The following is a 12,685-nucleotide window of genomic DNA, read 5'->3' on the forward strand; positions in this document are numbered from 1 at the left end:
GCGGCAATGAAACTCCTTGTCATCCTGACCAGCGGCTTATTCCTCGCCCTCGCGCCCCAGGCGGCTGAGGCCGCCAGGTTGGTGCCTCCCGGCAACCGCAACGTAGAACAACCGGAAGTCCCGGGCGCTTCGGCAAGGCGGACACAGGCGCTGAAGACCACCTACGAGGCGAAGTACCGAAAAGTCTACCACCTGCTGAAGAGCGACGCGAAGCTGCGCAAGAAGATCGTCGAGGTCTCCGCGCAGTACGGCATCGACCCGATGCACATGGTCGGCGCCATCGTCGGCGAGCATACCTACAACGTCGACGCCTACGACCGCCTCCAGACCTACTACGTCAAGGCTGTCTCCTACCTGACCAAGCAGCTTTCCTTCGGTTATGGCGGCGAGGACATCTCGCAGTTCGTCACGCGCGCCGAGTTCACGCCCTGCAAGGCAGAACAGGGAAGCTATGACGTCTGGACCTGCCGCGAGCGGGTGTGGGACCACGCCTTCCGCGGCAAACAGGTCGGCGGCGTTTCCTTTCCCAACAAGCGCTTCTCGGCGACCTTCTTCCAGCCCCTCTACGCCGGCCAGACCTTCGGCATCGGCCAGCTCAATCCGCTGACGGCGCTGCAGATGAGCGACATCGTCACCCAGGTTTCCGGCCTGCCGCCGCTCGACGCCTCGCAGCCCAACAAGGTCTACGAGACGATCATGGACCCGGACCTCACGCTGCCCTATGTGGCGGCGACGCTGAAGAAGTCGATCGATTCCTACAGCTCGATCGCGGATTTCGACATTTCCAAGAACCCGGGCGTGACCTCCACGCTCTACAATGTGGGCAACCCCGAGGAGCGCGCCGCCGTTCTCCGCGCAGACAACGACAGGCGGGCAGCCGAAGGGCTGGAGCCCCGGCTGCCCGAAGAAAACTACTACGGCTGGCTGGTGAACGAGAAGCTGCCGGAGCTCGAAGCGCTCTTCTGATCGAGCTGCCGCCAGGGGAAGATCGCCCGCAGCGCAGGGTCGCGCAGCCAGAGCCCTCCCCACATGAACAGGCCGAGATAGACGCTGAAGAGGACGTGGCTGAACAGCGGGCTGCCGGCTCGGATCTGGGTCGCCATGGCGCCGCCGAGCAATCCCATCGTCAGCACCGCGCCGAGCACGCTTGTCCTCGGATAGAGATAGAGCAGCACGCAGGCGAGCTCGATGATACCGATCATCAGGACGTAGCCGTCTGGCCAGCCCAGCTGCAGCATTGTTTCGGTCGCCACCGACGCACCGACGAGCTTGGGGGCAACCGAAGCAACCAGCATGAACAAGGCATAGAGGCCGGTGAGAACCCAGCCCAACTTCACATAGGTCTGTTCGCTCATGACATGCATTCCTTGACGTTCCTCTCGCCAAGGACGGGTCAGCCGGCGCGCATCCGACAAGGCTTCAGCGCTTTTTCGCCGACTCCAGTGCTGCGATCAGGACCCGCAACGCCTCTTCGTCCAGTTCGCCTATGTCGCGCGCCAGGAGATTGGCGAGGCGCGTCGCCTGAGGCGACAGGCCGGACGTGTCCACGACCACCCGTGGATCGGACGCCCAGGCGAGGTTTTCGAGCTCGTCGGCATCGTCCCAGATGATGTTGAAGTAGCCTATCACCTTCTGGACAAAGGGCCAGCTCGGCTGTCCGCGATGTCCATGCTCGAGCGCCGAGAGATAGGCTGCGCTGACCCCGAGCGCGGCCGCCATGTCCTTCTGGGCGATGCCGCGCTGGCGTCGGAGTTCACGCAGTTTCTGGCCGAAAGGCGTCATCCGCCGGCCGCCGCATGCCGACGAAGCCGGACGTAGAGCGCGCCCCCGCCGCCGTGGTGGCGCGCGGCGCTGTCGTGACTGCTCACGACCGAGCGGAACGCCGGCGTCGCCAGCCATTCCGGCACGACGCGCCGCAGCACGCCGTCGCCCTTGTTCGTCGATCCCTTTCCAGTGACGACAAGGACGTAACGGACGCCGGAGGCGTGGGCGCGGTGCAGGAAGGAGAGCAGCAGCCCGTGCGCCTCGCGCTGGGTCAGGCCGTGGAGGTCAACCTTGGCCTCGATCACCAGCCTGCCCTTGGCCAGCTTGTCGTGGGTCGGCCGGTCCAGATGGCGGCCGACCTTGTGGTCCTTGCTGGGTGGGGGCGGCGCAATGTCCGAGAAGACGGCGGCCGGAACGATCGGCTGCATGTCCGGGACCGTTTCCGGATCGGCGCCGAGAGGAGCCGTGCCCTTCAGCGGCTTTGCCGAACGAGCTACCTTGTTCCAGAGGATGCGGTCGTCATCCGAGAGCGACCTGCCGCCACGCGCCGACATCAGAGGCGACCCTCGACCAGCGCACGCGGCAAGAGCGCATAGAAATCGGCGTCGTTGCGGACGACGCCGGCAATCTCCCCGGCAGCGTCGCCCGATCCGGCAAAGAGGTCGCCGCGGGCAGGACCGGTGATCGCCGAGCCGGTGTCCTGTGCGATCATGAGTCTGCGGAAGGGCTTTGCATCGAATGCGGTCAGCGTCGGCGCATCGATGAAGAACGGCGTGCCGAAGGTATGGAGCAGCCGGTCGACCGCGATCGAACGCCCGGGCGTGAGCGGAACCTTGGCGGCGGCGACGGGACCGAGTGCAGCATCCTCGACCGGCGCCTCGCGAAAGAAGATGTAGGATCGGTTTCGCCAGAGGATCTCGTTGATCCGATCTGGATGCGCGCGGAACCATGCGCGGATCGACTGCATGGTCACCTGCTCGAGCGGGATCTCGCCGAGTTCGGCCAGCACCTTTCCCGCCCCGGTGAAACGATGCCCGCTCTTGGCGGCATAGGTGACGCGCACGAGGCGGCCATCCGTCATGCGCAGTCGCGCAGCCCCCTGCACATGTATGAAGAAGGCATCCACGGGATCGGCGAGCCAGGCCAATGCCAGACCGGCCGTGTCGATCGATCCGGTTTCGATCTGGCGGCGATCGCAATATTCGGAGACGCCGTCAGCGGTGCGGCGGCCGAAGGCCAAATAGGGATCCATGCCGGCGGGCCGGTTGGCGTCATCGATGTCGACGAGGTCGGTCGGCCGGGCGAGGAGCGGCGCCTTGAAGCGCTCGGTCCGATGCGGCGACGCCTCGACCACCGGCTCATAGAAGCCCGTCACGAATCCCGAATTTCCGGCAGGTGTCACCAAGGCGGGAACAAAGTGGCGCTCGAAGAACGCGCGGGCCTCATCGTCATCGATGCTTCCGATCGCACGGGCTTCGGCGTAGGCCGCAGAAAAGGCCTCGACCGCCACGCCCAGCGTGCCGGTCCGGTATGGTTTCACGTGAATCCGAGCTGCGCAGCGGGAAAATGCGGCGAAGGCTTCGGCCTTGGGATCGGCTTTCCAGCCCGGAATCTGCCCGAACTCGACCGGTTTGAAGAGCGGCGACAGCGCCATCGCGCCACCCGCCCCTCGGTTCAGTCTTCCGCCTCGGTCGCGACGAGCTTCCAGTTTGGATCGCGCGACCGCGTGTCGCGCGAGAAGGTCCAGACGTCCTTGACTTCTGCGACCGTCTCCGGATCGCCGTCGATGACCTCGCCGGCCTTGTTGCGCGTCGCCGAGATCAGTTCGCTGACGATGCGCAGGGTCACATGCGCCTCGGACCCCTTCATCTCGGCAGAAACGATGTCGGCCTTGTCGATGCCGACAAAGGAAGACTGGATCTTTTCCGACCGCTGCTCGCGCTCCCCGATGGCGCTGACAAAGCCGTCATAGACCTCGCGCGAAAGCAGGTTCTTGAGCGTTTTCCGGTCGCCGTCCGCATAGGCCATGACGATCATCTCATAGGCCATCTTGGCGCCTTCGACGAAGGACTTGGGCTCGAAGCTCGGATCTGCGTCCTTGATGGCGCGCAGGCCCTTGTTCAGCTCGGTGTCGGGCTTGGCGAAGGCGTCGATGGCCTTGTAGGCGTCCTCGGCGCCCTCGGCGCCCTTCTTGCGGCCCGGCAGGGAGACGACGTTGTCCGGACCGGCCGCGGCATCGTCAGGCTTGGTGCGGTTTGCAGTGTAGGGATCGAAGGGCGGACGCTCGTTGCCGGTGCGACGGCCGAGCACATTGCGCAACTGCACGAAGATCGCGATCGCGACCACCAGAAAGAAGATCGTGCCGAAGTCGAGATATTCCATGTCGTCCGCCAGCCTGTCCCCTACCCCGCTGTCCGAGGCAGGCGCTGCACGTGTGCATGCAGCGGTCAAACAACCCATATAGATCGCAACGCGCGATCATTCAAACATGTGATCATTCAAATGCGGGCTTCCCTTACCTATGTATGACCCGATGCGCCAGCCAGGGGGCGCGGCCCGTGCACTCTCCGACCGAGGATATTCCTCTTTTGATTCCGCTGATCCTTCTTCTCCTTCCGCTGCTTGAGATCGCCACTTTCGTGCTCGTCGGAAGCGAGATCGGCGTGCTCGCGACCATCGGGCTGGTGCTTCTCAGCGCTGTCCTCGGCATGTTCCTCCTGCGGACGCAGGGCGTAAGCGCCCTTGCCCGGGCCCAGCTCGACCTGCGCGCCGGCAGCGATCCCGGGCCGCAGCTTGTGAAGGCCGTCATGACCGTCGTCGCGGCGGTGCTGCTTCTGATCCCCGGTTTTCTGACCGATGCGGTCGCCATCCTGCTCTTGATCCCGGCGGTCCGTTCCGCCGTCTGGCGCCTCCTCAAGGGTCGGCTGGCGGCGTCCGGCCGCTTCGCTTCCTTCGAAGGCGGCTTCGGGTCGACCCGCTGGTCCGGAGGCCGGCCTGCCGGTCGCGGTAATGTGATCGACCTCGACGAGGACGACTATTCGCGGGATGGAAACCCGGGCTCGCCGTGGCGGCTGAACAAGGACGAATGATCGCCTTTCGAGGCGCGACGGGCGGCGAAGGCGCGCTTGTAAGGCGGAACGCAGCGTGCTAGCCAACCCGCCACTTCAAATCGGGCTTGCAGAGCCCCAGCAATGAGGATTCGGCCGATGGCCAATGAGGAAAAGAAGGGCAACGGCACGCCGCCTTCGCTCAACGTGCTGGCTCAGTATGTGAAGGACCTCTCCTTCGAGAGCCCCGGCGCCCCCAATTCCCTGCGCGGCCGCGAGACCGCCCCGGGCATCGCCATCAACGTCAATGTCGCCGCCAACCCGCTTTCCGACAAGGATTTCGACGTCAACCTGACGCTGAACGCCAAGGCGAGCCACGACAAGGACGTGCTCTTCAACGTCGAACTCGTCTATGGCGGCGTCTTCCGCATCGACGGCTTTCCCCAGGAGCACATGCTGCCGCTTCTGTTCATCGAATGCCCGCGGCTGCTCTTCCCGTTCGCGCGCCAGATCATCGCCGACGCCACGCGCAATGGCGGCTTCCCGCCGCTGATGCTCGACCCGATCGATTTTGCGCAGATGTTCCAGCAGAAGATCGCCGAGGACCAGGCCAAGGCCAAGGTTCAGGTCAGCTGATCCGGTCCTCTCGGACAAGGTTTCAGGAAACCCGGCCTCGCGCCGGGTTTTCTTTTTTCGGCAGGCTATTCGGCGGCGAGAACGGTCGGCTGGAGCTTCGCCCAGATGGCATTTTCACCAAGCCCGCCAACCAGCTTTGCGTGCGCCGCGCGCTCGGCTTCCGTCAGTCTCGGCGGCAGTGGCGCTGGCCGCACGTAGCTCACATCCGCCAACCCAGCGCTCAAAGCCTCACCCGCCGCAGCTGCCGCCGCGGTCTCCAGGATGAGCGCGGCCTGCTTGCCGCCGATCAGCTCGATGTAGACTTCGGCCAGAAGCTCGGAGTCGAGGAGCGCGCCATGCTTGGTGCGCCGGCTGTTGTCGACGCCGTACCGCTTGCAAAGCGCATCCAGGGAATTCGGGCCCATCGGATGCTTGCGGCGGGCCAGCGCCAGCGTGTCGATCACCCTGCCGGTCTCGACGGGCGCATATCCCAGCCGCGCAAATTCGGCGTTGATGAAACCGATGTCGAAGTTCGCGTTGTGGGCGATCAGCTTCGCGCCGTCGATGAACGCGATGAACTCGTCGGCAACGCCGGAGAAGATCGGCTTTTCGGCAAGATCGGCCAGGCTGATGCCGTGAACTGCCTGAGCATCGGGATGGATCGCGCGACCTTCCGGATGGATATAGTGATGGAAGGTCCGACCGGTGGGAAAGCGATTGACGAGCTCGACTGCGCCGATCTCGATGATCCGGTCGTCCTTGGCGTCGAGGCCGGTAGTCTCGGTATCGAATATGATCTCGCGCATCGAATCACTCCTGCGCCAGTTGACGCTCACCCATGGCCGACTTCAAGCCGAACATGTCAGGAGCCTGTTTTGTCACCGCGCAAGCTGTGGACGATGGCGGCGACAGCCCGTCGCGCCGGTTCCATGCCTTGTGCCGTGTCGACGATGAAGTCGGCCCGACGCCGTTTTTCGGCATCCGGAACCTGCTTGGCGAGGATTGCCGCAAATTTCTCCTCGGTCATTCCCGGCCGGGCAAGCACGCGCTCGCGCTGGACTTCGGGCGGCGCCGTCACCACGACGATCCTGTCGACGCGATGCTCGCCCCCGGTCTCGAAAAGCAGCGGGATATCCAGCACCGCCATCGGCGCGCCGGCTTCGCGATACCGGGCAAGGAAGGCATCCGCGTCGGCGCGCACCAGCGGATGAATGATGGATTCAAGCCGGCGCAGCGCCTCGGGATTGCCGATGACCCTGGCGGTCAGTTTTGCGCGATCGACGACACCGTCGACCACGGTTCCAGGAAACGCCGCTTCGATCGCGGCCGCAGCCGGTCCCGCATAGAGCCTGTGGACTGCCTCGTCGGAGTCGTGGACCGGCACGCCGAGCTCGCGGAACATATTGGCGGTCGTCGACTTGCCCATGCCGATCGACCCGGTAAGCCCCAGCACGATCATCGGCCTGCATCCAGATCGGCCACGATCGTCGCGCGAAGCTCAGCGGTTACCTCCGGGCGCCTGCCGAACCAGCGCTCGAAGCCGGGGACGGCCTGGTGCAGAAGCATGCCAAGCCCGTCGACCGTCTTCAGCCCGCGCCGCTCGGCAGCCGCAAGGAACGGCGTCATCAGCGGCACATAGACGAGATCAGTGACGATCGCGGAGTCTCGCATCAGTTCGGGGTCGGCGGGGAGTTCGCCGACCCCCTTCATGCCGAGCGACGTGGTGTTCACGATGAGCCCGGCATCGCCGAGAAGCTCCGGTAGCGCCTTCGGTTCGTGGGCCGAAACGCCGCCGCCGAAGTGCCGCGCGAGTTCGGTTGCCCGTGAAAGCGTCCGATTGACGACCCTGACATCGCCGATCCCGCGCGACCTCAAGGCATGGACGATCGCCCGCGACGAGCCGCCGGCGCCCAGCACGACCGCCGCCGACGCCGACGCCCATCCGGGGGCGCGGTCATCCAGATTGGCGGCAAATCCGTACGCATCGGTATTGCTGGCGAACAGCCTTCCCTCCTCCAGCCACAGCGTGTTGACCGCGCCGATCTGCTCGGCCGCGTCATCGCGATGGTCGGCTGCGGCGAAAGCCGCTTCCTTGTGCGGGATCGTCACGTTTCCGCCGCGCAGTCCCTGCTTCCCGAGGCTTTTCAGGAAGTCTGGAAGATCGGCCGGGGAAACGTCGACCGCCTCATAGGATCCATCGATGCCGTACTGGCGCAGCCAGTGGCCGTGGATCTTCGGCGAACGCGAATGGGCGATGGGATGGCCGCAGACGAAGGCCTTCAGGGTTTCAGCCATCGATCGCTCCGAGTTCCCGAAGTTTGGAAAGCAGCGCCAGAAGCGGCAGGCCGACAATGGTGAAATGGTCCCCGACGACCTTCTCGAAGAGCTGTATGCCCTCGCCTTCGATCTGGTACGCGCCGACGCTGCCCAGCGCCTTCGCCCCGACGCTTGCCAGATGGCGGCCGATAAAGGCCGGCTCGAGCTTGCGCATCGTCATCTGAGCGACGTCCACGTGACGCCAAAGGGTCTCTCCGTCCTTGACGATCGCGACCGCGCTATTGAGCTGATGGGTGTTGCCGGAAAGCGCAAGCAGGTGCTCGCGCGCGCCTTCCATATCCTTCGGCTTGTGGAAGACGCGGTCGCCGAGCGACAGGGTCTGGTCCGATCCGATGACAAGCGCGCCGGGATGCCTTTCACTGACATCGAGCGCCTTGGCCTCCGCCAGCACCTGTGCGACGTCCTCAGGCGTCGCGCCTGACGCCTCCAGCGGCGCCTCGACGGCGCGCTCGTCGATCTCGGGGCGTACGACCGTAAACTTCAGGCCGGCATTCTCGAGCAGCTGTCGCCGGAAAGGACTGCCGGAAGCAAGTATGATCGCGCTGGGCATTTGATGCGGCCTCCTTGAAGGCGTTCGGCCTAGCGCGACTTGCCGCGCAGGGCAACGATGGCTGCCGCCGTTTCCTCGATGGATCGACGGGTCACGTCGATCATCGGCCAATTGTGGCGGGTGCAGATCTGGCGCGCATAGGTCAGTTCTTCGGTGATGGCCGCTCTGTCGACGTAGTCGGTCGCGTCATAACTCGACGTCGTTCCCAGCATCCGGTTCTGGCGCACCTGGGAAATCCGCTCGGCGGTGGCCACCAGGCCGACGATGAGCGGCCGCCGCGCGTCGACCAGGCTTTGCGGCACCGGAACGCCCAGCACGATGGGAATGTTGGCGGTCTTGATGCCTCTGTTGGCGAGATAGATGCTGGTCGGCGTCTTCGACGTGCGCGAGATGCCGATGAGGACGATGTCGGCCTCCTCGATATCCATCGGCAGCTGACCGTCGTCATGCTCCATGGTGAAGTTCAGGGCGTCGATGCGCCGGAAATACTGGGCGTCGAGCACATGCTGCGCCCCAACGCGCCGGCCTGCCGGCGCGCCGAGATAGGACTGGAACACGGCCAGCACCGGCTCCAGGACGGACACGCAGGGCAGTCCCATCTGCTGGCAGCGTTCGTCTATGGACCGGGCCAGCGCCTGGTCGACGACCGTGTAGAGGACGATGCCCGGCTCGTTCTCGACCTCCTCGAACACCTTCTGCAGCTGCCGCTCGGTGCGGATCAGGGGATAGATGTGCTCGATCGCACGCGCGTCCTTGTACTGCGCGGACGCCGCGCGGCCGGCGGCCAGCAGGGTCTCGCCCGTGGCGTCCGAAATCAGGTGCAGATGAAAGAAGCTCTGGGGTTTGTTCACAGACGATGTGCCCGACCTGTTGAAGGCTGTGGATGGCTCGCCCGAGCTGGTCCCGGGCGGCGCGGCGGACTGTATCAGAACGCCGTTTGTCCACAATTCGAGGCGGCGTGAAGTTCGATGCCCCCATGTGGAGAAGATTGTGGGCTTTCGGAATTATCCACGGAGGCTGGATTCCGGCGACCAATCGCTGGTTGATCAAGTACCTGTCTCTGCTATGCTTTTCAAGCTTGTCCCCAGTGTTCACACTGAGCGCCTGACAAGCGCTTTTCGCCGCGAAATCTCGGTTCTGGCGTCCGAGGCGTGACCTTTTGCCTACTCCCGATTCCAACAGACTCGTAGAATCAGAAGACTCTTTTCAAATAGGATTTTCTTTAAGGCTAGCCGGAAAGGACAACGCGAATTGGCCGGAAAACGGATCGTCGTAGACGTGCTGAACGGGGAAGCGAGCTTCCCTCCTCCGATCTGGATGATGCGCCAGGCCGGACGCTATCTGCCGGAGTACCGGGAGGCCAGACGCCAGGCCGGCGGTTTCCTCGACCTTTGCTACAACCCTGATCTCGCCGTGGAAGTGACCCTGCAGCCGATCAGGCGGTTCGGGTTCGACGCATCGATCCTGTTCTCCGATATCCTGGTGGTCCCGCATGCGCTGGGACGCGACCTGCGCTTCGAGGAAGGCCGCGGACCGTTGATGACGCCGATCCGGGAAGGCGAGGTCGATGAACTCGACGGCGAGGCGTTTCACGTGAATCTCGCTCCCGTCTACGAGACGGTAACCCGCCTGCGGAAGGAACTTCCGGACGAGACGACGCTGATCGGCTTCTGCGGGGCGCCGTGGACGGTGGCGACCTACATGATCGCTGGGCACGGCACGCCCGACCAGGCGCCGGCGCGGCTCTTCGCCTACCGGGCGCCCGAGGCAATGCGACGGCTGCTGAACACGCTTGCGGAGCGGTCGGCGGAATATCTGAAGCGCCAGATCGCGGCCGGCGCAGACGTGGTCCAGATCTTCGATTCCTGGGCCGGCGTGCTCGACGAGGCCTCGTTCGAGGCGTTTTGCATCGAGCCGGTGCGCCTGATCGTCGAGAGCGTGCGCCGCGAGTATCCGGACGTGCCGATCATCGGCTTCCCGCGCGGCGCAGGGGCTCTCTACGACACCTACCGGGCGCGGACGGGCGTGACCGCGCTTGGGCTGGATTGGTCGGTGCCGTGGACGCAGGCGAGAAAGCTGCAGGCCGAAGGGGCGGTGCAAGGAAATCTCGATCCGCTGCGGCTGGTGGCGGGCGGACGCGCGCTCAGCGAGGGCGTCGACGCGATCCTTTCCGAACTCGGCAACGGGCCCCTGGTGTTCAACCTCGGCCACGGGATCACCCCCGAAACGCCGATTGCGCATGTGGAGCAGATGATCGCCCGCGTGAGAGGCGCGTCGGCCAAATGAGGCGGGTGCGATGACCGGAAACGCGGTGACGGGGAGCGGTGGGTCCGCGGCGCGTCGGGCGGCAATCTCGGTCGCTGTCCTCGTCGGGCTGACGGGCGCCCTCTTCCTGCTGGCGCCGGACGGTCTCTATCCGTGGATCAAGGCGCTGCACGTGATCGCGGTGATCTCGTGGATGGCGGGAATGCTCTATCTTCCACGGCTCTTCGTCTATCACGCCGACACTGAGACCGGGTCCGCGCAGTCGGAGACGTTCAAGGTGATGGAGCGCCGCCTGCTGCGCGCCATCATCAACCCGGCGATGATCGCCAGCTGGGCGCTCGGCCTCTGGCTGGCCTGGCGGGTGTTCGGTTTCCAGGGCGGGTGGCTGCATGTGAAGCTCGCCGCTGTCGTCGCCCTGTCGGCCGTGCACGGCTACCTGTCGGGCGCGGTTCGGCGCTTTGCCGAAGATCGCAACGTGAAGCCGGCGCGGCACTGGCGGATGGTCAACGAAATCCCTACATTGCTGATGATCCTCACCGTGATCATGGTGATCGTGAAGCCGTTTTAGGCGCGGCGTCTCGAAATTGGCGGCTTGCTCTTTGCGGGGCGCGGCGCTACAAGCGCATACTTCCCTCCCCGCCTTGCGCACTCGACACATCCGTTCGGGCGTCTTCGGCACGCATCGCGTTGCTCAGGCATATCTTCCTTCGAATCTTCCTTCGACCCGAGACCCTCTCCCATGCAGGAAATGAAACTCCAGGATTTCAAGAACAAGAAGCCCACGGACCTGATCGCGTTCGCGGAGTCTCTTGAGGTCGAGAACGCCAGTGTGATGCGCAAGCAGGAACTGATGTTCGCGATCCTGAAGAAGCTTGCTTCTCAGGACGTCGAGATCATCGGCGACGGCGTGGTGGAAGTGCTGCAGGACGGCTTTGGGTTCCTGCGCTCGGCCAACGCCAATTACCTGCCCGGACCCGACGACATCTACATTTCGCCGTCGCAGATCCGGCGGTTCTCGCTGAAGACCGGCGATACGGTCGAAGGACCGATCCGCAGTCCGAAGGAAGGCGAGCGCTACTTCGCGCTGCTGAAGGTCAACACGATCAATTTCGACGATCCTGAGAAGATCCGGCACAAGATCCATTTCGACAATCTGACGCCGCTTTACCCTACGTCGCGGCTGAAGATGGAGACGGACAACCCGACCGGCAAGGATATCTCGCCGCGCGTGATCGATCTCGTCGCGCCTCTCGGCAAGGGCCAGCGAGCCCTCATCGTGGCGCAGCCGCGCACCGGCAAGACGGTGCTGCTGCAGAACATCGCGCATTCGATCACCGCAAATCACCCCGAGTGCTATCTCATCGTCCTGCTCATCGACGAGCGGCCCGAGGAAGTGACCGACATGCAGCGCTCGGTGAAGGGCGAAGTGGTGTCGTCGACTTTCGACGAACCGGCGGCGCGGCACGTGCAGGTCGCCGAGATGGTGATCGAGAAGGCAAAGCGGCTGGTCGAGCATGGACGGGATGTCGTCATCCTGCTCGATTCCATCACGCGGCTCGGCCGCGCCTACAACACGGTCGTCCCTTCCTCCGGCAAGGTTCTGACCGGCGGCGTGGACGCCAACGCTCTGCAGCGCCCCAAGCGCTTCTTCGGCGCGGCGCGCAACATCGAGGAAGGCGGTTCGCTGACCATCATCGCAACGGCGCTGATCGATACCGGCAGCCGCATGGACGAAGTCATCTTCGAGGAGTTCAAGGGCACTGGCAACTCGGAAATCGTGCTCGACCGCAAGGTGGCCGACAAGCGCATCTTCCCTGCGATGGACATCCTCAAGTCTGGTACGCGCAAGGAAGACCTGCTGGTGCCGCGCTCGGACCTGCAGAAGATCTTCGTGCTGCGCCGCATCCTTGCGCCGATGGGCACTACGGATGCGATCGAGTTCCTCATCGACAAGCTCAAGCAGACGAAGACCAACGCCGACTTCTTCGATTCGATGAACACATAGGCCGATTGGTCGGCCAAGAGCGCTGCCGCACAGGCGGCAGCGCCATCCCTTCGCGGTTCAGAGGCTCACCCTCACCGCCCCGGATTAACCAGATCCGATTCG

At 64.4% G+C, this 12,685-nt stretch carries 16 protein-coding genes; 6 read left to right on the top strand and 10 right to left on the bottom strand.

What is annotated here, in order from left to right:
• Nucleotides 1–6: 6 nt before the first annotated feature.
• Entirely contained in the window at nt 7–966 is a 960-nt protein-coding gene (locus tag PD284_RS03640) for a DUF1402 family protein (RefSeq protein WP_274626868.1), read from the top strand.
• Here the strand turns inward: PD284_RS03640 and PD284_RS03645 are convergent.
• The 5 genes from PD284_RS03645 to PD284_RS03665 form a co-directional block, all read right to left on the bottom strand.
• Complete coding sequence (locus tag PD284_RS03645; RefSeq protein WP_274626869.1) at nt 915–1,355, bottom strand: DoxX family protein; 441 nt, start codon at nt 1,353–1,355, stop codon at nt 915–917. The two genes, PD284_RS03640 and PD284_RS03645, sit on opposite strands and share 52 nt — an antisense overlap.
• A gap of 64 nt (nt 1,356–1,419) precedes the next feature.
• Nucleotides 1,420–1,782, bottom strand: coding sequence for a helix-turn-helix domain-containing protein (locus PD284_RS03650; protein ID WP_274626870.1), 363 nt, complete (start codon nt 1,780–1,782; stop codon nt 1,420–1,422).
• A complete protein-coding gene (locus tag PD284_RS03655) occupies nt 1,779–2,318 on the bottom strand; it encodes a Smr/MutS family protein (protein WP_274626871.1) in 540 nt (179 codons plus the stop codon). Before PD284_RS03655 ends, PD284_RS03650 begins: the two co-directional genes overlap by 4 nt.
• Entirely contained in the window at nt 2,318–3,418 is a 1,101-nt protein-coding gene (gene mltA, locus PD284_RS03660) for a murein transglycosylase A (RefSeq protein WP_274626872.1), read from the bottom strand. The genes PD284_RS03655 and mltA overlap by 1 nt, the downstream gene beginning before the upstream one ends.
• Nucleotides 3,419–3,438: 20 nt before the next feature.
• Nucleotides 3,439–4,146 (bottom strand): Tim44/TimA family putative adaptor protein, encoded by a 708-nt coding sequence (locus PD284_RS03665; RefSeq protein WP_274626873.1) that lies wholly within the window; start codon nt 4,144–4,146, stop codon nt 3,439–3,441.
• Between the two features lie 206 nt (nt 4,147–4,352).
• Between PD284_RS03665 and PD284_RS03670 the strand changes: the two genes are divergently transcribed.
• Nucleotides 4,353–4,853, top strand: coding sequence for an FxsA family protein (locus tag PD284_RS03670; RefSeq protein WP_274626874.1), 501 nt, complete (start codon nt 4,353–4,355; stop codon nt 4,851–4,853).
• 117 nt (nt 4,854–4,970) lie between these two features.
• Nucleotides 4,971–5,447, top strand: a complete 477-nt coding sequence (gene secB / locus PD284_RS03675; protein ID WP_274626875.1) for a protein-export chaperone SecB — start codon at nt 4,971–4,973, stop codon at nt 5,445–5,447.
• Nucleotides 5,448–5,512: 65 nt separating this feature from the next.
• Here secB and dnaQ read toward each other — a convergent pair whose 3' ends face one another.
• From dnaQ to PD284_RS03700, 5 genes are read right to left on the bottom strand one after another with little or no spacing between them, the layout of a single operon-like run.
• Nucleotides 5,513–6,232, bottom strand: a complete 720-nt coding sequence (gene dnaQ / locus PD284_RS03680) for a DNA polymerase III subunit epsilon (protein WP_274626876.1) — start codon at nt 6,230–6,232, stop codon at nt 5,513–5,515.
• A gap of 56 nt (nt 6,233–6,288) precedes the next feature.
• A complete protein-coding gene (gene coaE, locus PD284_RS03685; RefSeq protein ID WP_274626877.1) occupies nt 6,289–6,885 on the bottom strand; it encodes a dephospho-CoA kinase in 597 nt (198 codons plus the stop codon).
• Complete coding sequence (locus PD284_RS03690) at nt 6,882–7,721, bottom strand: shikimate dehydrogenase (protein WP_274626878.1); 840 nt, start codon at nt 7,719–7,721, stop codon at nt 6,882–6,884. The genes coaE and PD284_RS03690 overlap by 4 nt, the downstream gene beginning before the upstream one ends.
• Nucleotides 7,714–8,313 carry a Maf-like protein gene (locus tag PD284_RS03695; RefSeq protein ID WP_274626879.1) on the bottom strand — a complete coding sequence of 200 codons (600 nt, stop codon included), beginning with the start codon at nt 8,311–8,313 and terminating at the stop codon, nt 7,714–7,716. Before PD284_RS03695 ends, PD284_RS03690 begins: the two co-directional genes overlap by 8 nt.
• Nucleotides 8,314–8,342: 29 nt before the next feature.
• Complete coding sequence (locus PD284_RS03700) at nt 8,343–9,164, bottom strand: pyruvate, water dikinase regulatory protein (RefSeq protein WP_274626880.1); 822 nt, start codon at nt 9,162–9,164, stop codon at nt 8,343–8,345.
• Between the two features lie 400 nt (nt 9,165–9,564).
• On the opposite strand from PD284_RS03700, the gene hemE reads away from it, so the two are divergent.
• From hemE to rho, 3 genes are all read left to right on the top strand, one after another.
• Nucleotides 9,565–10,599, top strand: coding sequence for a uroporphyrinogen decarboxylase (gene hemE, locus PD284_RS03705; protein WP_274626881.1), 1,035 nt, complete (start codon nt 9,565–9,567; stop codon nt 10,597–10,599).
• 10 nt (nt 10,600–10,609) lie between these two features.
• Nucleotides 10,610–11,146, top strand: coding sequence for a protoporphyrinogen oxidase HemJ (hemJ, locus tag PD284_RS03710; RefSeq protein WP_274626882.1), 537 nt, complete (start codon nt 10,610–10,612; stop codon nt 11,144–11,146).
• A 171-nt stretch (nt 11,147–11,317) separates the two neighbouring features.
• Nucleotides 11,318–12,583 carry a transcription termination factor Rho gene (gene rho / locus PD284_RS03715; RefSeq protein WP_274626883.1) on the top strand — a complete coding sequence of 422 codons (1,266 nt, stop codon included), beginning with the start codon at nt 11,318–11,320 and terminating at the stop codon, nt 12,581–12,583.
• The last annotated feature ends 102 nt before the right edge of the window (nt 12,584–12,685 follow it).

Origin of the sequence: Mesorhizobium shangrilense (genome assembly GCF_028826155.1) — a bacterium.
Classification (GTDB): domain Bacteria; phylum Pseudomonadota; class Alphaproteobacteria; order Rhizobiales; family Rhizobiaceae; genus Arvimicrobium; species Arvimicrobium flavum.